The organism is Hyphomicrobium sp. (assembly GCF_036833075.1).
Lineage (GTDB): Bacteria > Pseudomonadota > Alphaproteobacteria > Rhizobiales > Hyphomicrobiaceae > Hyphomicrobium_C.
This window is the reverse complement of the sequence record NZ_DAITQL010000005.1, coordinates 29,336-50,514: the sequence shown is the minus strand read 5'-3', so window position 1 is coordinate 50,514 and position 21,179 is coordinate 29,336. Positions and strand designations below refer to the sequence as shown.

Annotated in this window: 19 protein-coding genes; 15 read left to right on the top strand and 4 right to left on the bottom strand. The window is 66.9% G+C overall.

From position 1 onward, the window contains the following. Positions 1 to 108 precede the first annotated feature (108 nt). The 6 genes from V7082_RS03035 to V7082_RS03010 all read left to right on the top strand — a co-directional run bounded on the left by V7082_RS03035 (position 109) and on the right by V7082_RS03010 (position 7,613). Positions 109 to 1,512, top strand: coding sequence for a porin (locus V7082_RS03035; protein WP_334146145.1), 1,404 nt, complete (start codon positions 109 to 111; stop codon positions 1,510 to 1,512). A gap of 295 nt (positions 1,513 to 1,807) precedes the next feature. Next, positions 1,808 to 2,644, top strand: coding sequence for a sulfate ABC transporter permease subunit CysT (gene cysT, locus V7082_RS03030; RefSeq protein WP_334146144.1), 837 nt, complete (start codon positions 1,808 to 1,810; stop codon positions 2,642 to 2,644). Then, positions 2,644 to 3,537: a sulfate ABC transporter permease subunit CysW gene (cysW, locus tag V7082_RS03025; RefSeq protein ID WP_334146143.1), complete on the top strand. Its 894-nt coding sequence runs from the start codon at positions 2,644 to 2,646 to the stop codon at positions 3,535 to 3,537. The genes cysT and cysW overlap by 1 nt, the downstream gene beginning before the upstream one ends. Then, entirely contained in the window at positions 3,534 to 4,607 is a 1,074-nt protein-coding gene (locus tag V7082_RS03020; RefSeq protein ID WP_334146142.1) for a sulfate/molybdate ABC transporter ATP-binding protein, read from the top strand. The genes cysW and V7082_RS03020 overlap by 4 nt, the downstream gene beginning before the upstream one ends. 237 nt (positions 4,608 to 4,844) lie before the next feature. Beyond that, a complete protein-coding gene (locus V7082_RS03015) occupies positions 4,845 to 5,774 on the top strand; it encodes a CysB family HTH-type transcriptional regulator (protein WP_334146141.1) in 930 nt (309 codons plus the stop codon). Positions 5,775 to 5,942: 168 nt separating this feature from the next. After that, entirely contained in the window at positions 5,943 to 7,613 is a 1,671-nt protein-coding gene (locus V7082_RS03010) for an HWE histidine kinase domain-containing protein (RefSeq protein ID WP_334146140.1), read from the top strand. A 26-nt stretch (positions 7,614 to 7,639) separates the two neighbouring features. Here V7082_RS03010 and V7082_RS03005 read toward each other — a convergent pair whose 3' ends face one another. Together V7082_RS03005 and V7082_RS03000 are read right to left on the bottom strand one after the other, a co-directional pair. Next, positions 7,640 to 8,305 (bottom strand): extensin-like domain-containing protein, encoded by a 666-nt coding sequence (locus V7082_RS03005; protein ID WP_334146139.1) that lies wholly within the window; start codon positions 8,303 to 8,305, stop codon positions 7,640 to 7,642. Between the two features lie 508 nt (positions 8,306 to 8,813). After that, entirely contained in the window at positions 8,814 to 9,599 is a 786-nt protein-coding gene (locus V7082_RS03000) for an alpha/beta fold hydrolase (protein ID WP_334146138.1), read from the bottom strand. Between the two features lie 188 nt (positions 9,600 to 9,787). Between V7082_RS03000 and V7082_RS02995 the strand changes: the two genes are divergently transcribed. Further along, positions 9,788 to 10,039, top strand: coding sequence for a zinc-finger domain-containing protein (locus V7082_RS02995; protein WP_334146137.1), 252 nt, complete (start codon positions 9,788 to 9,790; stop codon positions 10,037 to 10,039). A 21-nt stretch (positions 10,040 to 10,060) separates the two neighbouring features. Next, positions 10,061 to 11,281 (top strand): FAD-dependent monooxygenase, encoded by a 1,221-nt coding sequence (locus V7082_RS02990; protein WP_334146136.1) that lies wholly within the window; start codon positions 10,061 to 10,063, stop codon positions 11,279 to 11,281. 13 nt (positions 11,282 to 11,294) lie between these two features. Here V7082_RS02990 and V7082_RS02985 read toward each other — a convergent pair whose 3' ends face one another. Beyond that, a complete protein-coding gene (locus V7082_RS02985; RefSeq protein ID WP_334146135.1) occupies positions 11,295 to 12,782 on the bottom strand; it encodes a di-heme oxidoreductase family protein in 1,488 nt (495 codons plus the stop codon). Positions 12,783 to 13,121: 339 nt separating this feature from the next. On the opposite strand from V7082_RS02985, the gene V7082_RS02980 reads away from it, so the two are divergent. Beyond that, positions 13,122 to 13,970, top strand: a complete 849-nt coding sequence (locus tag V7082_RS02980; protein ID WP_334146134.1) for a transporter — start codon at positions 13,122 to 13,124, stop codon at positions 13,968 to 13,970. 55 nt (positions 13,971 to 14,025) lie between these two features. Here the strand turns inward: V7082_RS02980 and V7082_RS02975 are convergent, their stop codons facing one another. Next, positions 14,026 to 15,321, bottom strand: coding sequence for an imelysin family protein (locus V7082_RS02975; RefSeq protein ID WP_334146133.1), 1,296 nt, complete (start codon positions 15,319 to 15,321; stop codon positions 14,026 to 14,028). A 345-nt stretch (positions 15,322 to 15,666) separates the two neighbouring features. Between V7082_RS02975 and V7082_RS02970 the strand changes: the two genes are divergently transcribed. The 6 genes from V7082_RS02970 (at position 15,667) to V7082_RS02945 (ending at position 21,137) form a co-directional block, all read left to right on the top strand. Continuing rightward, positions 15,667 to 16,173: an RrF2 family transcriptional regulator gene (locus V7082_RS02970; RefSeq protein ID WP_334146132.1), complete on the top strand. Its 507-nt coding sequence runs from the start codon at positions 15,667 to 15,669 to the stop codon at positions 16,171 to 16,173. Between the two features lie 305 nt (positions 16,174 to 16,478). Further along, positions 16,479 to 17,006 carry a hypothetical protein gene (locus V7082_RS02965; protein ID WP_334146131.1) on the top strand — a complete coding sequence of 176 codons (528 nt, stop codon included), beginning with the start codon at positions 16,479 to 16,481 and terminating at the stop codon, positions 17,004 to 17,006. A 14-nt stretch (positions 17,007 to 17,020) separates the two neighbouring features. Further along, entirely contained in the window at positions 17,021 to 17,323 is a 303-nt protein-coding gene (locus tag V7082_RS02960) for a hypothetical protein (RefSeq protein WP_334146130.1), read from the top strand. Positions 17,324 to 17,411: 88 nt separating this feature from the next. Next, positions 17,412 to 18,527: an imelysin family protein gene (locus V7082_RS02955; protein ID WP_334146129.1), complete on the top strand. Its 1,116-nt coding sequence runs from the start codon at positions 17,412 to 17,414 to the stop codon at positions 18,525 to 18,527. After that, the gene (locus tag V7082_RS02950; protein WP_334146128.1) at positions 18,517 to 19,626 is read left to right on the top strand and encodes a DUF1513 domain-containing protein; all 1,110 of its coding nucleotides are present in this window, start codon (positions 18,517 to 18,519) and stop codon (positions 19,624 to 19,626) included. The genes V7082_RS02955 and V7082_RS02950 overlap by 11 nt, the downstream gene beginning before the upstream one ends. Before the next feature lie 56 nt (positions 19,627 to 19,682). Continuing rightward, positions 19,683 to 21,137 carry a UDP-N-acetylmuramoyl-L-alanyl-D-glutamate--2,6-diaminopimelate ligase gene (locus V7082_RS02945; protein WP_334146127.1) on the top strand — a complete coding sequence of 485 codons (1,455 nt, stop codon included), beginning with the start codon at positions 19,683 to 19,685 and terminating at the stop codon, positions 21,135 to 21,137. Positions 21,138 to 21,179: the final 42 nt, after the last annotated feature.

Genomic DNA, 21,179 nt, shown 5'->3' with positions numbered 1-21,179 from the left:
CGACAGGACGAAGGCTCCAGACGTGAGCCTTCGTAGAAAACAAAGAAAATCTATTAAATCTCAACTCGCTATGACGGAGTTTCCGTCGAGCATAACGGAGAAGGTCGCATGGTTGGGGGACATTTGGGACGGACCGGAGGGGTGGCCGCGATCGCGGCCGGCCTCCTCGTCACGACAAGCTGGGCGCCGTCGTTCGCAGCCGATCTCGGGGGAGATTGCTGCGCAGACCTCGAGGAGCGGATTGCGGAGCTCGAGGCGACGACGGCCCGCAAAGGCAACCGCAAACTTTCGCTCGAGGTCTACGGTCAGATCAATCAATCAATCATCTACTGGGATGACGGCTTCGAGGACAATGCCTACGTCGTCACCAACGATAACGCCCGTACGCGCGTCGGCTTCCGCGGCAAGGCGAAGATCGATGCCGATTGGGAGGCGGGCTACCGCATCGAGATCGGCATCCGCACGGCGAACTCGAAACGCTTCACGCAGAGCAATCCCACGGGCAACGACAACCCGAACGATGTCGGGCTCGATCTGCGCGACAGCTATTGGTATCTGAAGAGCAAGTCGTACGGCGCGGTCTCGGTCGGCACGCAGGCGGCCGCCACGGATGCGATCACCGAGTCCAACCTCACGCAGACCCGCGATTTCGCCAAGTATTCCGACGTGGAGGATACGGGCCTCGGCCTGTACCTGCGGTCGAGCGTCACCGGCGATCTCTCGACGCTGTCGTGGCGTCGCCTCCTGATCGACTCCGGCGACCAGCCCGGTGACGGCGACCGCCGTCAGGACTCGGTGAAATACGAAAGCCCGACCTTTGCCGGCTTCTCGGCGTCGGCGTCCTGGGGCGGGGACGATTATTGGGATGCGGCGCTCCGCTATGCGGGCGAGATCGGCGGTTTCGAGGTCGCGGCCGGTATCGGATACCTGCAGATCACCGATGGCCCGGAAACGAAGCACGAATGCCCGGCTCGCGGCACCGGCCTGTCCAAGGATGAGGATTGCCGTCACCTCGGTGGCTCGGTAAGCGTCCTGCACCAGGCGACAGGTCTCTTCGTGAACGTCGGTGCCGGCCGGGTGAAGGACGACGTTCTGCTAACGACCCCGGCGTTCTCTGCCGCGGCCGCCAACAAGCCGGACGACACGTCGCACTTCTGGGCGATCCAGGCGGGCATCGAGAAGAAGTTCTTCTCGCTCGGCAAGACCACCGTCTACGGCGAGTATTACGATTATGACGGCGGCGGCATCGCCCGCAGCATCAACGGAACGAGCGCCTCGTCTCCCGATCCGCTCAATCCCTTCTCCTCGTCCGCGTCCATTTTCAGCAGCGACGTCGAAGTCTACGGGTTCGGCTTCGCTCAGGGGCTCGATGCGGCGTCGATGGTCCTTTATCTCTCCTATCGCCATGTGGAGGGCGATCTGACGCTACGTCAGAACAGCACCGGCGCACTCGCCGGCGTCCCACTCGAAGATCTCGATCTTGTGCAGACGGGGGCCATCATCAAGTTCTGATCCCGCGCGTCTCTCATCTATCGGATTGCGGAAGGGCCGCCCCTTGGGGCGGCCCTTGTCGTGATCGGACCGCCTCACCGGCCCCCTCTATTTCACGAATTCGAATAAGGATCGAAGTTCTTCTTCGTTTTGGTTCGAAAGGCGCGGCCGTAGGGTGCGAGCATGAGTTCCGGAGAAACGACCGTGCCATCGAAACTGACACATATCGAGACGCTCATCTCCTGGACGGCTCTTCTGTGTTCCCTTGCCGTGGTTGTCGCCCTGACGATTGCGCACTGACCGGGACGCGGAGGACATGGCTTACGCACGCGCTGAGAGAGTTCTGCCCGGATTCGGGCTGTCGCTCGGGTTCACGCTCGCCTATCTGTCGCTGATCGTTCTGATCCCGCTGTCGGCCGTCTTCATCAAGTCGGCCGGAATGGGATGGCAGGCGTTTTTCGACGCCGCCACCTCGCCCCGGGTCCTCGCCTCCTATCGGCTGAGCTTCGGCGCCTCGCTGCTCGCCGCAGCCATCAACGTCGTCTTCGGTCTGATCCTGGCCTGGAGCCTGGTTCGCTACACCTTCCCCGGCAGGAAGCTGGTGGACGCTTTGATCGATCTTCCGTTCGCGCTTCCCACCGCCGTTGCCGGCATCGCGCTGACGGCGATCTACGCCAGGAACGGTTGGGTTGGCCAGCTCCTGGAGCCGATGGGCATCCGCGTCGCGTTCACGCCCTTGGGCATCCTGGTCGCGCTGACGTTCATCGGGCTGCCCTTCATCGTGAGAACGGTGCAGCCGATCATCGAGGATCTCGACGCGGAGTTCGAGGAGGCGGCCGCGAGCCTCGGCGCGAACCGCCTCCAGACGTTCCGCCGCGTGGTGTTTCCCGCACTCCTGCCCGCGCTTCTGACCGGCTTCGCCTTGGCATTCGCCCGCGCCGTCGGCGAATACGGCTCGGTGATCTTCATCGCCGGCAACATCCCGTTCGTCTCGGAGATCACGCCGCTGATGATCATCACCAAGCTCGAGCAATACGACTACGAGGGCGCCACCGCGGTCGCATCCGTAATGCTGATCGTGTCCTTCGCCCTGCTGCTCGTGATCAACGGCCTGCAGGCGTGGACCGCACGGCGCACGGGGAGGACCGTCTGATGGCAGGCGCGGCGGCACGCCTTGCGCCCCACTCGGGGTCTGCAACCCGCTTCGAGGCCAACGTCGCCACGCGCGACCGGCCCTATGCGAAATATACGCTGCTCGCGATCGGGCTGACGTACTTCGCGCTCTTTCTGGTTCTGCCGCTGGTTGCCGTGTTCGCCGAGGCGTTCCGCAAGGGCTGGGAGGCCTACATCGCCGCCCTGGTCGAGCCGGACGCGCTCGCGGCCATAAGGCTCACGCTGCTCGCGGCCGCCATCGCGGTGCCGCTCAATCTGGTCTTCGGCGTCGCGGCCGCATGGGCCATCGCCAAGTTCGACTTTCCGGGCAAGCATGTCCTCGTCACCTTCATCGACCTCCCGTTCTCGGTCTCCCCCGTCGTCGCCGGCTTCGTCTACGTGCTGATCTTCGGCGCCCAGGGCTGGATCGGGCCATGGCTCTCGGAGCACGACATCAAGATCATCTTCGCCGTGCCGGGCATCGTTCTGGCGACGATTTTCGTCACCTTCCCCTTCGTCGCGCGCGAGCTCATTGCGTTGATGCAGGCCCAGGGCAGGGATGAGGAGGAAGCCGCCGTCACGCTCGGCGCGTCGGGATGGCAGACGTTCTGGCGCGTCACGCTGCCCAACATCAAATGGGCGCTGCTCTACGGCGTGATCCTCTGCAACGCGCGCGCCATGGGCGAGTTCGGTGCCGTCTCGGTCGTCTCGGGCCACATTCGCGGCGAGACGAACACCATGCCGCTGCATGTGGAAATCCTATATAATGAATATCAGTTCGCGGCCGCCTTCGCTGTGGCGTCGCTGCTTGCGCTGCTGGCGCTCGTAACGCTCGCCATCAAGATCGGCATCGAATGGCGGACGGGTCTCGTTACCGAGGAGAAGGCGTCGTGAGCATCGAGGTCCGCAACGTCTCGAAGTCCTTCGGCGCGTTCAAGGCGCTGGACGATATCTCTCTCGATCTTCCGCGCGGCGAGCTGATCGCTCTTCTCGGGCCGTCGGGATGCGGAAAGACCACCTTGCTGCGCATCATCGCCGGCCTCGACTATGCCGACGAGGGCTCGGTCATCCTCTCGGGCGAGGATGCCTCCCGCAAGCATGTGCGCGAGCGTCATGTCGGATTCGTCTTCCAGCATTACGCCCTGTTCCGTCACATGACCGTGTTCGAGAACGTCGCCTTCGGCTTGCGCGTCAAGCCGAGGTCCGAGCGTCCGTCGGAGAAGGAGATCCGCTCCAGGGTGCTGCGTCTCCTCGAGCTCGTGCAGCTCGACTGGCTGGCCGACCGCTTCCCCTCGCAGCTCTCGGGCGGCCAGCGCCAGCGCATCGCGCTCGCCCGCGCGCTTGCCGTCGAGCCGCAGGTGCTGCTCCTCGACGAGCCGTTCGGCGCGCTCGATGCCAAGGTGCGGAAGGAGCTGCGCCGCTGGCTGCGCCGCCTCCACGACGAGCTGCACATTTCCTCTGTGTTCGTGACCCACGACCAGGAGGAGGCGCTCGAGGTCGCCGACCGCATCGTGCTGATGAACAAGGGGCGCATCGAGCAGATCGGCTCCCCGCGCGAGATCTACAACGAGCCGGCGACGTCGTTCGCCTGCGGCTTCATCGGCACCGTCAACGAGTTCCGCGGACGCGTCGAAGGCGGCTATGTGCGCGTCGGCGACGATCTGCTGGCGCACGGTCGCTCCGACTTGAGCGAGGGCAGCCCGGTGGTCGCCTTCGCCCGGCCGCATGAGACCGAGATCGTCACGGACGGATCCGGAGAGGGCGTCGCCGCGAAGGTCAACAGGATCCTGACGAGCGGTGCCGTCACGCGCGTCGAGCTGATCGCGAACGGGGATGCCCGCGGGGGCAGGAAGGACTATTTCGAGGTCGAGGTGACGCCCAATGACCTGGCGACCCTCGGTCTTGCGACGGGAGAGCGCGTTCGCATCAGGAGCAGGCGCCTGAGCCTGTTTGGCGACACGTGAGAGGGAGACGGTTCGGCGACAGGCGACAGCCGGAACCTCGAACGACCGGATTGAGATGATGATCGACGGCAGAGAGCGCGCGAAAGGGCGTAACGCGGAAGGGCGTTTCATCGTACGTATGCAGCGGTGTCGATGCGCCCCTGCGTTCAGGGTCCCCGGTGGCGTTCCGGGTGCCTTCCCTTCATATCCCCAGGGTGGCTGCGGCTGCCCGTCCTTTCGCGACCGCGGGTATTCCAGATGAACTTCCAGCAACTGCGCATCGTCCGCGAGACGGTCAAGCGCAACTTCAACCTGACCGACGTGGCCGGCGCCCTTCACACGTCCCAGTCCGGCGTGTCGAAGCACATCAAGGACCTCGAGGACGAGCTCGGCGTCGAGCTGTTCGTCCGCCGTGGAAAGCGGCTCCTGGGTCTCACCGAGCCGGGACAGGAGCTGATCGGCATCGTCGAGCGCATCCTGCTCGACACGCAGAACATCAAGAAGCTCGGCGAGCAGTTCTCGAACAAGGACAAAGGCCAGCTCGTCGTCGCCACGACCCATACGCAGGCCTGCTACGCCCTGCCGCCGGTCGTGACTGCATTCAAGAAGGAGTTCCCGAAGGTCAACCTCGTGCTGCACGAGGCGAGCCCCGGCGAGATCGTCTCGATGCTGCGCAGCGGCAAGGCGGACATCGGCATCGCCAGCGAGGCCCTGCACGACGTGCCGGAGCTCGCTGCATTTCCGTATTATTCGTGGCATCATGGCGTCGTCGTGCCGAAAGGCCATCCCCTCGACACCAAGAATAAGCTGGCGTTCGAGGCATTGGCCGATCTGCCGATCATCACCTACAGCGAAGGCTTCACCGGCCGCTCCACGATCGATACGGCGTTCCACAACGCCGGCATCGTGCCGGACATCGTGCTCTCCGCCCTTGATGCTGACGTGATCAAGGCCTACGTCGGGCTAGGGCTTGGCATCGGCATCGTCGCCTCCCACGCCTTTGATCCGGCGCGAGACCTCCAGTTGCGCCTGATCGACGCCGACCATCTGTTCGAGGCGAACACGTCGCGCATCGCGGTGCGGCGCGGAACCTATTTGCGGGGTTACGCATTCCGCTTCATTGAGCATTGCTCCCCCAAGCTCACCGAGCAGGTGGTCCGAACGGGTATGGAGATGCCTGCCGAATAAGGTCTCCCGCAGCGGTCCAGCGGCGTTTCCGGCGGGAGGCTACCGCCCTCCTGCGGGCCTTCGCGTCTGTTCACAACGGGCGGTACATGGTCCAGTATCCCGCCTGTCTTGCAGGAGCCGTCGGGACAACCGGCAGGCCCGAGCCCCGGTTTGGATGGCCACGACGGAATGGAACGATCCTTCTCCCTTCGCCCGCCGTGGCCCGTTTCGTTTCTGTTGGCCCTGTCCATCATTGCGCTTGCGGTGCCGCTGCTGGCTCTCCTGGGCGTGGAGGCGGCCCGGCTTATGATGTCGGAGCGGGCTAGGCTCTCAAGCGAGGCGCGCCTGACGGCCGAACGGATCGCCGCTGATCTCGATCAGACGCTGAACGGCTATATCGCCATTCTCGAGTCGCTCGCGACGACGCCGGCCCTTGGCGAGGACGATATAGCGACCGTGTATCGGCAAGCCGAGGCGGCGCTGAGTTCGCGCGGCCTCTACGCGTTTCTCCGCGACAAGAGCGGTCAGCAGCTCTTCAATACGCGCGTGCCCTACGGATCGACGCTGCCCGTCACCGATCTGGACGAGCATATGCTCGCCGAGAAAAGCCCGTACGTCTCGAACGTCGTGCTCGGCAAAGTTGCCAAGAAGGCGGTGATGTCGGTCAACGTGCCGGTGCTGCGCAACAACAAGTTGCTTTACGTGCTCTCGCTATCGCTCGAGCCGCAGCTCATGAAGGAGCTGCTGGACCGGCAGAAGCTGCCCCAGGAATGGCGGGCCACCATCGCCGACCGCGAGAGCATCGTCATCGCTCGCACCGGGCTTCAGGAGGGGTTCGTCGGCAAGACGCTGACCGACGCTAGAAGTCGGGAGCGCGGAGAGCAGGGCAAGGATCTCGAGGGCCGCGACGTGAAGTGGGAGACGGCCCCGTCCAGGGTGACGGGCTGGACGGTGTACGTGTCGGTTCCCGCAGCCCTCGTCGATGCAGCCGCCCGCGACGCGCTCCTCAACTACGTGCTCATCGTTGCGGCCTTCACCTGTGTCGGCGTCGCCGGCGCCGTCGGCGTGGCCCGCGTCATCACCCGGCCTCTCGATATGGCGGAGGAGGCCGCAAAGGCGCTCGGCGAAGGCCGTCCGGTGGAGTTCAAGCCCACGCTCGTCAGCGAGGCGAACGCCATCGGCACCGCCCTCGTCGAGGCCGCCGAGCTGCGTGCCCAGGCCGAGCAGCAGATCCTCCTCCTGATGCGCGAGGTCAACCACAGGTCGAAGAACATGCTGGCCGTGGTGCAGGCCATCGCGCGCCAGATGCCGTCCAACGATCCCAAGCAGTTCGTGCGCCAGTTCTCCGACCGTATCGTCGGGCTGGCCGCAAGCCAGGATCTGCTGATCGAAAGCAACTGGCAAGGCGTGCGCGTCGCCGATCTGGTCCGCTCGCAGCTCGCCCTCTTCCGTGAGCTGATCGGCACCCGCATCGAGATCTCGGGTCCGCCCGTTCGCCTGCAGCCGCCCGCCGCTCAGGCGATCGGCATGGCGCTCCACGAGCTCGCCACCAACGCCAGCAAATACGGCGCCCTGTCCGATTCCAACGGCCGCCTTTGCGTCTCGTGGCGCATGCAGAGGTCGGGCGAGGAACGGGAGTTCGTACTGGTCTGGACGGAGACGGAGGGGCCGCCCGTCAAACCGCCCGAGCGGCGCGGTTTCGGCTACACGATCATGGTCGCCATGGTCGAGAAGTCGCTCGATGCGACGGTCGACATCGATTACGCGCCGGGCGGCCTCGTGTGGAAGGTGGTGGCTCCGGCGCGCTGCACCTTCGAGGGGCCGGAGACGGCCGGACGGTCCGCGCGGCGCAAAGGCTGAGCGCGGGCGCGAGATTTGCACGCCGCCTATTTGCAGATGCGCTTGAGCCCGTCCTTGCCGTGCCGCGCGAGGTCGAGATGGAAATGGTCGTTGTGCGCCCGGTCATGGTCGGGCCCGAGCACCGTCGTGAAATACTGGCAGGCCCCGCGGTGGACGGCACGCAGATAAGCCTGGTTGACCTCCGCGCCGTTCCAGTCGCGCTTGACCGAGATCTTGCGGCCGTCCGCCAGCGTGAAGCCCGAGACGTCGAGCGCGTTGGCATAGCCGTGCTCGGAAAGCTTGGCCCCGGACACATGGTTCATCGGCCGGCACGCATAGGATCCCGCGATCGACACCTCGACGATCTCCGAGCCGAGATAGTAGCGCGCCGCGGGCGTTACGCTTTCGCGGATCCATCGTTCGACCTGTGGGATCATGGGGCAGCGCAGCAGCGCCGCGGGCTTGATCGAGACGCGGCCGTCGTTGACGGCGGAAAGCTCGAAGGGGCGTTCCGTCCCGCAGACGCTGGGTCCGCCGAGAGCGGATCGGCTGGCGGCGAAGGTGGTGTGAGCGAGCACGCCGGATTGCAGGCAGGCATTCTCTTCCTGCGCCCGCCAAGGTTCGAGCTTGGCGACGAAATTGGGCCCGGAGCTGCATCCGGAGATCAGGGCCGGCACCAGGGCCGGCAACACGAGAACGCGACTGAAACGCATGACGCTAGGACATTAGGCGGGTTAAGGCTAACGGACCGTGAATGTCCCATCCTCCGGCGGACCATCTTTCTCAGCCCTTCGCGGCGGTTTGCAGCCGGCCATGCGGCGCCTGTTGGACGCGCCCGTGACCGTTTTCCGACGGGAGCGCGACGGTTATCCACAGAGAACAGAGATTCGGTGGAGGAATGCGTACGCCAACGATTTGAGTGTCTGCTACAATTCAACTGTTCAGTGTTCGAGACGCCGAACCGAGCAATGCCCGGCGGTGGCATCCCTTCCCTCTCAGTGGATGCGCCGGGTCGCTGCGACGGACAGTGTGATGCGTACGGCGTCGAACCCTGTCGTGCGTCGAGGCCCCGGCCCGCGGACGAAGCTGCTCGCTCGGCATCCCCCACGATGTTCCCTCGACGAGCACCTTCCGTCCCACCGGGGCCCTTCCGTTCTACCGCCGCTCCCTTCCTTCCAATGACATCTGATGCGCGCCGGCTTCGCCGCCCGGGCCGGGTGGTCAGAGACGATGGCGCGCGAGGAAGTCCTGCGCGGCGGCCTTGAAGGTCGGATCGCCGACCGCCTTCATGTGCTCGCGCCCGGCGATCACGAAAGCGCGAGCCCCCGGAATGAGCGCGGCGAGCTCGCCCGCCGAGCCGCCGACGACATCGCGATCGCCGACCGCGACCAGCACCGGAGGCGTGAGCGAGGCCACGGCCTCGGCCGTGATCGGCGCCCGGGCGGAGCGGATGCAGGCCGCCAGCGCCTTGAGATCGCTCCGGGTCTGCTCGGCGAACACGCGGAAAGTGCGCGCCGCCTGGCTCTTCACGTCGTCCGCGCTGGGTGCTTCGAGAGCATGCGCGATCGGGCCCGTCCCCGCCATTCCGCGCACCATGTTGATCCCGAGACCGCCGAACACGAGGCTCGCGACGCGCTCGGGATGCGCCAGCGCCAGGAACGCGGCGATGCGCGCGCCCATCGAATAGCCGATGACGTGCGCACGCCGGATGGCGAGGTGATCGAGCAGACGGCGGGCATCCTCCGCCATGAGCGGAGCGCCGTAATCCTCGAGCCGGTAGAGCTTCTCGCTCTCACCGTGTCCGCGGTTGTCGAACGCCACGACCCGATAGCCGGCGGCCGCGAGCGCGGCGACCCATCCGGTATCGACCCAGTTGACCGCCGCATTGGACGCGAACCCGTGGATCAGGAGCACCGGCTCCGCGTCCGGCTCGGGCGCCGGCTGGTCGAAATACGCGATCGCGACGCCGTCGGAATTGAAGGTCTGCTGGGGCGGTCGCGGATGCATGTCGGGTGCGCTTCGGTAAGGGGGCGAACGGGGCCCGGCCGGGGTGGCCGGAAACCGGTGCCCATGGGCCGCGGTTGCGCACGGCAAAGCCGGAGCGCTGCGATGATTGAACGCCTACCATTTCGCCGCCGCCATCGCTATGGTGCGGCGAGCATTTACCGCTTTGAACGAACGGATGAGGCACGCCCATGGCGAGCGTAGCGACACCCCATTTTGCCAACGACGTCGGCGCCGAGAAGATTTTCGTCGGCGTGAAGGAGCTTCAGTGCATGGGCGCCCGCCCGCCCTTCGATCACCCGCACGTGTTTCTCGACATGGGTGCCGACAGTCAGATCCTGTGCCCCTACTGCTCGACGCTCTACGTCCACGATCCGCGCCTCGAGGCCGGTGAGAGCGACCCGCGCGATTGCCTGGTTTCCTTGACAGACGAAGCGGCATAGAGGCGCGCGCGGCGGCGGAACATGGCCGTTTCATCTCCGCCTTTCCAGTTATCGAGCCTCGAGAAGGTGCTCGTCGCGGGCGGCGGCATCGGTGGCTTGGCGACGGCGCTGGCGCTCGCCCGGCGCGGCATCGCCTCGTCCGTGCTCGAAAGGCGGCTCCTGTTCGGCGAGGATGGTGCCGGCATCCAGATCGGCCCCAACGGCACGCGCATCCTTGAAGCGCTCGGCGTAGCGGACGGTCTCAGGGCGCGCGTCACGGCGCCGGACGCCCTGCGCATTCTGGATGCGGCGACCGCCCGCCCGCTGGCAACCTTTCCCCTGGGCCGCTGGATGGCGGAGCGCCACGGCGCGCCCTACTGGGTGGCGCACCGGCGCGACCTCCATAACGCCTTGCTGACGGCCGCCGAGCGCCAGCCGCTGATCCGGATCCGGATGGGCTTCGACGTCACGGCCGTGGATGAGGCGCCTGACGGCAGGGTCACGGCCACGTCGGCGAATGCCGATGAGGCGCCGGGCGACGCGCTGATCGCGGCCGACGGCGCGTGGTCGGTTCTGCGTGGCCGCGTGTTTTCTGGTGACGGTCCCGTCTATTCTGGCAAGTGCGCCGTTCGCGCGGTGCTGCCGATCGACGACGTTCCCGACGAGCTGCATCGCACCGAAGTGCACCTCTGGCTCGGTTCCGACGTGCACGTGGTGCATTATTCCGTGAGCGCCGGACACGCCGTGGCGCTGGTCGCGATCTTCGACGATCGCCGCGTCGCCTCGGACTGGAGTGCGGCGTGCGATCCCGCCTGGGTCTCGGGTCGGGCGGCAGGCTTCGCCCCGCTCTTGCGTGAGCTGCTTGCGCGGCCGGATGCTTGGCGGCGCTGGTCGCTGATGACGCTGCCGCACGCCCCCCGCACGGCGCAGGGACGGCTGGCGCTGGTCGGCGATGCCGCCCATCCCGTGCTGCCGTTCCTGGCGCAGGGCGGCGTGATGGCGCTGGAGGATGCCATGGTGGCAGCCGATGCGCTCGCCGCCGATCCGGGCCATCCCGCGCGCGCGCTCGAGGCGTACGCCGCCGCCCGGCGATCCCGCGTGCGCCGCGTGGCCCGCATGTCGCGGATGAACGGCATGATCTACCATCTCGGCGGCCCGCTGGCGTCCCTGCGCAACACGGCGTTGGCGCAGATCCCGCCCGACCGCTTCATGAAGAGCTACGACTGGCTCTACGGCTGGACCCCGCCGCGCACGCGCCCGTGATCGCGCGCCGCCCTCACAGCGAGTTGACGAACGCCACCAGCGCTGCGCGCTCCTCGGCGCTGAGCGCGGCATAGGCATCGCGCGCGCCCTGTGCCTCTCCGCCATGCCACAGGATGGCTTCCTCGACGTTCCGCGCCCGCCCGTCGTGCAGAAGGAACGTATGATCGCTCACCGTCTTGGTGAGCCCGACGCCCCACAGCGGCGCGGTGCGCCACTCGCGTCCGTCCGCGTCCCCTTCGGGCCGTCCGTCCGCCAGCCCCTCGCCCATGTCGTGCAGCAGGAAATCGCTATAGGGCCAGATCTTCTGTCGGCTGAGATGCGGCTGTCCAGGCGCGTCTCCGGTCATGAACGACGGCGTGTGGCAGGCCGCGCATCCCGACGCGTGGAACAACGCCTTGCCCTTGAGCACGGTCGCATCCGACGCTCCGCGCCGGGCCGGCACCGCGAGGTTGTGGGAATAGAATGACACGAGATCGAGCAGGTCGCCGGGAAGCTCGAACCCGCCGGCGCGCTCCGAGTTTCCGTTCGGTGCCGCAAGGCACGCCGTCTGCGCATCTGTGCAATCGCCGGACGGCTTCGGCACCAGCGGGGTGGAAAGACCCATGTCGCCGGCCGCCGCCGCCGCTGATTGATCGAGGATGGTGGGCACGCCCGCCTTCCATCCGAACCGTCCGAGCATCACTTTGTCCTGCGAGAGCGACCAGACCTCGTTGACGCGTCCGGAGATGCCGTCGCCGTCGGCATCATCCGGATCGGCGCGCGCGCGGATGTCCGCCTCGGGGATGGCCTCGACGAGCCCGAGCCCGATCATCGGCGGCGCGATGCGCGGAGAGAGCATGACGTGGGGGCTGAGCGGTCCGTACTTGAGATCGGTCACCGAGTAGGCGGGCTCCCTGAGCGTCACGGTCTCGCCGCCCGCGAGCGTTACCGGCACGTCCGAATAGGCGATATGCATCTGCCCTTCGCCGTCGTGGCCCTGGATGGCGATGTTCTGCAGCTGCTCGCCGTACACGGGATCGGGGATGGTGTTCACGCGCCGCTCGGCGAGGAGCCGCTTCTGCTCGTCCGTCTCCGGCGGAATGGAGAGCCTGAGGAACATCGAGACGGCGGTCTCGTCCGGCCAGTTGGCGAGCGGGGGCCGTCCGCGGCCGTCCTTCAAGTGGCAGTTCTGGCATCCGCGCGCGTTATAGAGCGGCCCGAGCCCGTCGGAGGCCTTCGTGGAGGAGGGCGCTGCGACCCACAGCTTGCGGAAGATCGCGTTGCCGACCTTGAAGCGCGCTTCGCCCTCGAAGCCGATGCCGTGCGAGAAATGGGAGAACGCGTCACGATCCGTGACGTTTTCGCGCGAGGTCGCCGCGCCGCCTGGCATGTCCTCGCCGGGCTCGAGCCCGACGGCGGGATCGCCCGTGGGTGCGGCGGCCGGCCGAACCACGCCTGCCACCAGCGGCACGAGGGCCGCGAACGCAATCGTCCAGACGTGAGGGCCGGGGCGCAGGACCATGGTGGCGACGCTCTTCTTCGGGCTGCTCTAGAGGCTGCGCCAGTCAGCACGCCGAACGGCCGACTTCAAGGCGAAAGCCGTCGTTTGGACCGTTCGCCGCGCGGCGCTGACCTACGGCAGGCCGCGCGATCCCGAAAGTTGTCCCCCCGGGGACACCACGGGTCACCGCCGGCCTTGTCAGACTCATCGAGGCTTGCCGCCGCTCCCGAGGAACGCCGTGGCCGATCCAGCACGCATGCGAACTCAGTTGCAATCCATTCGCAATAAGGCTTGCGCCACCCGGGAACCCATGCGATCAAATACTAGGAATAATTCGCAACTAGAGCTGAGGGGCCAGGGATGCGGTGTGCGACGAACGCGCGAAGAGCGGCCTGCGCGGCGCTATTGATCGCGCCGCCCGCGACCGCCACCGCCGCAGACAAGAGCGCCTATTCGCTCCTTCGGCCGACGCCCGACGCCCACCTCCGCGACTTGGCGACCGACCGTCCCGACAAGACCGAGAGCCCCTATACGGTCGATGCAGGCCGTTTCCAGATCGAGATGGACCTCGTGGCCTATACCCGCGACAAGGCGGACGGCATCACCACACGCACGCTCGACGTGGTGCCGTTCAATCTCAAGGTCGGCCTGACGAACCGCACCGATCTCCAGATCGGCTACGACACCTTCGGTCGCGTGCGCACGAGAGCTGCCGGCCTCGATGAGCGGGATCGCGGCTCCGGCGACGTCGCAGTGCGCCTGAAGCACAACGTCTGGGGCAACGATGGCGGGGCGACCGCGCTCGCCGTCATGCCATTCGTCAAGCTGCCGGCGGGCACGCGTGCGGATCTCAACGACGATATCGAGGGCGGCGTGATCGTACCCTTCGCCATCGATCTCGGCGGCGGTTTCGATCTCGCCCTGATGACCGAGGCCGACATCCTGCGTCGCGAGAACGGCGGCGGCTATGCGCCAGCCTTCGTCAATTCGGCGGCGCTGGGGTTCGAGCTGACCGAGCACATCGGGCTCTTTGCGGAGGTGTTCGTCGAGCGGAGTGCCGAGCGCGGCGCTCAGACCATCGTCACGCTCGGTGGCGGCGTGACGTATGCGGCAACGCAGAACCTGCAGCTCGACACCGCCGTCAACTTCGGAGCCACCGAGGCCGCGGACGATCTCAATATCCTGGTCGGGCTCTCACAGCGCTTCTGACGACAGGAAAGCGGCCGGGTCAGAGCAGGAGCCGCGCGCGCGAAGCGCCTGGCGGTCAGGGCGCACTCTCGACGACGCCTGGATTGTCGAGGCTGTCCGAGCCTTCGAACTTGATGCCTCTGAGGTCGAGCACCGCGATGGCGCGCTCGAGCTCCTTGGCCTGGGCGATCAACGCGTCGATGCCGGCCTGCACGACGGCATTCCCCTCGGGGTTGTCGAGTCCGATCATCTGGTCGTAGCGCTCGACCTTTTCCGCGCGCTCGACCAGCGCCGCCATCCGGCTCAGCGTCGTCTCGAGCGCGGCGCGCACCGCCGCGTCGGCCTCCGGAGACTTGTCCTTGACGAGATCCGAGGCGGAGGGGCCCGAGACCACGCTGCCGTCGGTGCGCGTATAGTGTCCGAGGTAGACGTTGCGGATGCCCACCACGTCGCCGTAGTAGGCGTTGTGCGTGTTGTCGGAGAAGCAGTCCTGCTCCTCCTCGGGGTCGTGGATCATGAGGCCGAGCTTCATGCGCTCGCCGGCGAGCTCGCCGTAGGAGAGGCTGCCGAGGCCGGTGAAGACCGAGGTCAGCCCGGCCGTCTCGTCACGGGTGATGAAGCGCCGCGCATCGCCCGTGGGCCCCCATTGCCGCACCATCCAGTCGAGGTCCTCGATCAGGAGGTCGGTGACGGTCGCGAGATAGGCGGCGCGGCGGTCGCAGTTGCCGTTGGTGCACGCCTTGAGGTCGTAGTCCGTGGCCGGCCGGTTTCCCGCGCCCGGCTCGGTGCCGTTGAGATCCTGCCCCCAGAGCAGGAATTCGACGGCATGATAGCCGGTGGCGACGTTGGCCTCGATGCCGCCCGCTTCCTGCAGCGACCGGATCAACTCGGGTGTGATCCGCGAGGCGTCGACCGTTTCGCCGGCGATCTTGAGCGACGTGTTGGCGATCACGTTGGCGGCATAGTACTCGTTCTCGGGGTTGTCCGTGCCGTAGGCTTCGGCCACGTAGTCGATCAGCCCTTCGTCGAGCGGCCAGGAGTTCACGCGGCCTTCCCAGGAATCGACGACCGGGTTGCCGAAGCGGAACGCCTCGGTCTGCATATAGGGCACGCGCGCCGTCCGCCACGCCTCGCGCGCACGCGCAAGCGTCGCTTCACTCGGCGAAGCGATCAGGGCGTCGACGGCGGTTTTGAGATCGCGCGCCGCCGCGAGGCTGTCCCCGTAGGCCGCCTCCGCAATGTCGGAATAGGTCGCGAGCACGTCCTTGACGGCTGGCGCTTCGGCCCCGGCCGGGCCGGACGCCAGCATCGCCGCCGAGGCCGCGGCCGCGAGCACGAGAGACCGCAATGCGGCTGGATAACCCTTCGACAAGAACCGTCTCCTCGGTTGGCAATTCCGGGCAAATCGACTAGGCTTATTGACGCACGCAGTCAAGAATGCTTAACGGTACAGAGGGCCGCGATTGTTCTGGAATTCTTTATCGATGCGGAGCGTCGATCATAGTCTGATTGTGGCTTCGTGAGGTCGCTACGGCGGTTGCCGCATGCCATCCGATCATTTGGGCCAGGCTGATAATCTGAAAAATCTTTGAAAGAAAACGGATGATCTCTTGCTGAAGGATCTAGTTTGGAATTAGTCTAGATCGAGCTATGATAAAAAGATAATCGTGAGGCCCGCGTTCGGGCTGACCAGCGCGGGTGGAGAACCAGACAGATCATGCGCCTCAGCAAAACCACGAACTACGCGATCCGCATCCTCCTCGACTGCGCGTTCGCAGAGCCGAACCTCGTGAAAGTCGCTGAAATTTCTGAACGTTGCGACATCACGCTGCAGAATACGTTCAAGATCGTGCATCTCCTGTCGCGCGCGGGCTTCATTCGCGCCGTGCGCGGTCGCCACGGCGGCGTCCGGCTCGCCAGGCCCGCCTCCGAGATTCGGATCGGCGACGTCGTTCGCGCCGTGGAGATCCTGCACCTCGAGATCGAGCGCGAGACCGCGCAGGGCTCGGCGGAGCAAGGGCAGCTCGCGGCGCTCGATCAACTGTTCGACGACGCTTTGGGCGCCTTCATCAGCGTGCTCGACGAGCATACGCTGGAGCAGATGCTCAAGGCGCAGCGTAAGGAAACGCCCGCCGCGCGCGCGAAAACGAAGCTTCAGCGTCGCAGCAAGCCGCTCTCCGTGAGCGGCAGCGGCGCACGCCGCCAGCAGGCGAGCCACGGCTGATACCGCTTCTTTACTTTGGAATTCTTCAAAAGAGAATTTTTGAATGATTCCAACTGGCTGATGCTTCATCAGCACGCTTGACTCCGTCCATCGAAAAGGGTTGCTTAGGCGCAACGACCGCAGGCTTGCGGTCGTGCACCGTGTCCTTTTCGGGGCCTTGAACCCCGACAATAGGAAGGCTGATCCGATGGTTCGCGAATTGCGCCCGCGCCGGGTGTCGCACGCATGCCGTGCGCTCGCGCGTTCTTCTCGAAATCCCGTTGCCCTAAACCCCGTTGCAGAGCTGTGCCGGTGGGAGGTTTGCCATGCGCAGATCTAGCCCCGCGCTTGAACTCGTCGAGAGGCCGTGTCGCGACGGCACGGTCGCCGTTGCACAGGGGCCTGAGCGCCTGATCGGTCTCGGCTTCCGTTACTGGGTCGCCGGCTATAAATCCGGCGACATCGACCGTTGGGAGGACGCTTGGCGGATCTATGCGCATGCGCTCGGTCCCAACGCGGCCCGCACGGCGGTATCCGAGCTCTCCGCCTGGGTTCGCGCCGTGAGCGCGGCCGCCCGTCGCGAGATCGAGGTCAAGAGCGGTGACTGCGACGGCTTCTGCCGCGACGAGTGCCTGGCGCTGTCGATGATTGCCGCCTGCCAGCACAACACCTGCCCCGCCATGCGCGCCTGCGCCTTCGCGCTGATCGAAAGCTCGCTGATCGACGAGGTTGTCCATCACGCCGAAAGCTTCGCCGTCACCATGCGCGGTCTCGATCAGGTGCTGCCGCCGGCATTGATCGTCAACGCGGCCGCTTACGCGTCCGCGTCGCACGGCGCAGCGTTGAGACAGTAGGGCAGGGACGCGTCATGATTGTCTGTTCCTGTCAGCAGGTCTCCGATTTCGACATCGAGCTCGCGCTGCTCGACATCCTGAACCAGCCGGAAGCGCCGATCCCGACGCCCGGCGTCGTCTACCGCTACATGCAGCGGCGCATGCAGTGCTGCGGCTGCGCGCCGGTGGCCGTCGATGTGATTTACGCCAAGCTCGAGGATCTCGCGACGCGCGGGCTGATCTGCCCCTACCTCAGCCTCTCGACGCGCGAGCGTCTCCAGCGCATCCAGCAGCAGACGCGCGGCAAGCGGGTGGTGCTGCTCGAGGCGGCGGAGTAGCCCGCTCCGGCGGGCTGCTCGTAATCCCTTTCCCATCCGGCAGTCTCGGCATAAGCATCGGGGCCTATCGCACCCCGTGGAGTTCCGTGTGATTTCCGTCCTGCTGCCGAGAGTTCTGAGGGCGGTCTCTCTCGCGACCGCGATGCTTGCCGTCGTAGGCGCCCCGGCCGAGGCACTCCCCGTCCGAAAGACCCACGCCACGATGGTGCTCGACGCCATCGACACGTTTCTCCTGCCCCGCTTCGAGACGCTGACCGAGACGACGGGCACGCTCGCGACCGCCGTCGAGGCCGTCTGCAAGACGGGAGACGAGGCGTCCCGCAAGGCGGCCCGCGCGGCATTCGCCGACACCGTCCGCGCCTGGGGCGCGCTCGATTTCATCCGATTCGGCCCGTCCGCGCGCGCCCACCGCCTCGAGCGCATCTTCTTCTGGCCCGACCCGCGCGGGTTCACGTCGCGGCAGTTGAACGCGCTTCTGGCCGCGCGGAAGCCCGAGCTCATCGCGCCCGGCGCGCTCGCGTCGCAAAGCGTCGCCGTCCAGGGATTGACGCCGCTCGAGATCCTGCTCTTCGACGAGAAGATGCCGCTCGGCTCCGGCGCGGACGAGGCGGCGCGCTACCGTTGCGCGATGGCCGGCGCCATGGCGGCCAACATCCATGCCGTCGCAGGTGAGATCCAGGCGGGCTGGATCGGCGAGGACGGGTTCCGCATTAAGATGCTGACCCCGGGCTCCGACAACCCGCTCTACAAGGACGCCTCGGAGACCGTGCGCGAGGTCCTGAAGGCGTTCGTCGCGGGGATCGAGCTCGGCCGCGACCGGTTCATTCTGCCCGAGCTGACCGCGGTGACCGCCACGCCCCCGCGGCGCGTGCGCCTCGCGTTCGAGACCTCCGGCCTCACCGGTGCCTACCTGAAGTCCTCCCTCGTCGCCTTGAAGGAGCTCTACGAAGCGATCGGCCTCGACGCCTACGTCCCCCCAGACAAGCCGTGGATGACGAGCTTCCTATCCACGTCGTGGAACAGCCTGCTCGCCGACGTGGAGCGGCTCGACGGCCTGCGCGCGGACGAGCGCGGATCGGAAGCTCACCTGCACGCCTTGCGCAAGATGCGCTTCGACCTCTCCGGCATCCGCCAGATCGTCGTCAAGGAGCTGGCGCCCGCTGCGGACATCGTCATGGGGTTCAACGAGCTCGATGGTGATTGATCGGCGCCAGTTTCTGGTCGGCTCCCTGGTGACGCTCGCCGCCGCCGGCGAGGCGTGGGCGTCCTCCGAGGACCTGGCCGGCGCCGCGCCCTGCCTCTACGCATCCGGCGCGCGATTGGCCGATGGCACGTATGCCGTGCTCGTCGTCGGCGACGACGGCCGCATCCTGCGCGAGATCCCGATGTCCGCGCGCGGCCACGACATCGCCGTCGATCGTGTGGCGCGCCGCGCCGTCATCTTCGCGCGGCGGCCGGGCCTCTTCGCGCTCGCTTTCGACGTCGCGGGGCGCCGCGCGCCGGAGGTCTTCGTGCCTCCGCCGGACCGGCATTTCTACGGACACGGCGTGTTTTCCGGGGACGGTCGCCTCGTCTACGCGACCGAGCACGACGTCGACACCGGCGAGGGCGTGATCGGCATCTACGACGCGACCGGGAGCTGGCGGCGCGTCGGCGAGTTTCCGTCCTACGGCGTGGGCCCCCACGAGGCGATCCTGCTGTCGGATGGCCGCACGCTTGCGGTCGCCAACGGCGGCTTCGGCAACGATCCCGCGACGGGGCGCGAAAGCATCGGCGTCGCCGACATGCAGCCGAACGTCGCCTTCGTCGACCTTTCGACCGGCGCGCTCAAGGCGCGTCACGGCGTGCCGGCCGCCATCAACCTCCTGTCGCTGCGCCACCTCGCCGAGACGCCCAGCGGCGATATCTGGTTCGGCGCACAATGGCTGGGCGGCCTCGAGGACGCCCCGGCGCTGCTCGGACGCGTCGGTCTCGAGAGACCGATCGCCATGCTCGAGACGACCGATCCCATGGGCATCGCCTTGAAGGGCTATATCGGCGCTGTGGCGGTGAGTGGCGACGGCCGCCTGCTCGCCGCATCGGCGCCCCTCGCCGGCCGGATCGTCTGCCTGGACACCGAAACCGGCCGCATCGCGCACGAGATCGCGATCAAGGACAGCTCCGGTATCACGGTCGGCGGGGGAGCGGGCGAGTTCGCGATGAGCACGGGCGAGGGTGTGGTGCGCGTCGAGGATCGGGACGGCCGCGCGAGCGTGCGGGAATTTCCCGGGACGGAGTTCGACAATCACCTGCGCCGCGTTTGACGGCTCGCGCATCCGACCTTAGAAGCGTCGAAGTCCTCCGCCGCGGCCGAGACGACATGCGCCTTTCCTCACTGATGACGGATACCGGGATCGCCGCCGAACCGGCGGGCGCTGATGCGATCGATATCGCGCGCATCACCGCCGACAGCCGGCAGGCGTCGTCGGGCGCGTTGTTCGTCGCCCTCGCCGGGACCAAGGCGGACGGCAGCAGGTTCATTGCGGATGCCGTCGCGAAAGGCGCCGTGGTGGTGCTGGCGGGAGAAGGCGCCGCGGTCCCCGAAGGTCTCGCCGTCCCCGTGCTGCGCGCCAGGGAGCCGCGCCGCGCGCTCGCGCGGATGGCGGCCCGCTTCTACAGCGCCCAGCCCGAAACCGCCGTCGCCGTCACGGGCACCAGCGGCAAGACCTCCGTCGCCGAGTTCACGCGCCAGCTCTTCGCCGCCGCCGGACACGAGGCGGCCTCCCTCGGCACCATCGGCGTCGTCAAGCCAGGCGGCGCGGTCTACGGGTCGCTGACCACGCCCGATCCGGTGACGCTGCACGAGACGCTGGCCGGCCTTGCGCGCGAAGGCGTCACCCATCTCGCGTTCGAAGCCTCGTCCCACGGCCTGGATCAATACCGCCTCGACGGCGTGAGGATCGCCGCGGCTGCCTTTACGAACCTCGGCCGCGATCATCTCGACTATCACCCGACCACAGAAGCCTACCTCGCCGCCAAGCTGCGTCTCTTCGAGGAGCTATTGCCGGACGGCGCGCCCGCCGTCGTCAACGTCGACGGACCGTGCGCCGGGGATGTGGTGCGCGTCGTGGAGAGACGCGGGCTGCCCCTGATCACGGTCGGCGCGGCGGGCGAGACGGTGCGCCTTGCGAAGCTCGACCGCGACGGCTTCGCGCAACGACTCATCATCGCGCGTGCCGGCCGCACCTACGATGTCCGTCTGCCGCTGATCGGCACCTATCAGGCCGCCAATGCGCTCGTTGCCGTCGGGCTCGCACTTGCCGTCGGCGAGGATCCCGCCGTCGTCATCCCCGCGCTCGCGCACCTCTCCGGCGTCAAGGGACGTCTCGAGATCGTCGGCGAGCGCAACGGCGGCCTCGCCGTCGTCGACTACGCCCACAAGCCCGAGGCGCTCGAGGCGGCGCTCGACGGCGTGCGCCCGTTTGTGAGCGGAAAGCTCATCTGCGTCTTCGGCTGCGGCGGCGACCGCGACCGCGGCAAGCGCCCGATCATGGGCGCCATCTCCGTGAAACGCGCCGACGTGACGATCGTGACGGACGACAATCCGCGCAACGAGGATCCGGCCGCCATCCGCGCCGCGATCCTGGCGGGCGCGCCCGGTGCGGCCGAGATCGGCGACCGCGGGGAGGCGATCCGCGCCGCCGTGGCGATGATGCGGCCCGGAGACGTCGTTCTGGTCGCCGGAAAAGGCCACGAAACGGGCCAGATCGTCGGCCAGAGGGTAGTCCCGTTTTCGGATCACGACTGCCTGCGCCAGGCGTTGCAAACCCCCTGAGCATAAACAGCAAGACGGCGTCGTCGAGACGCGTGGAGCATG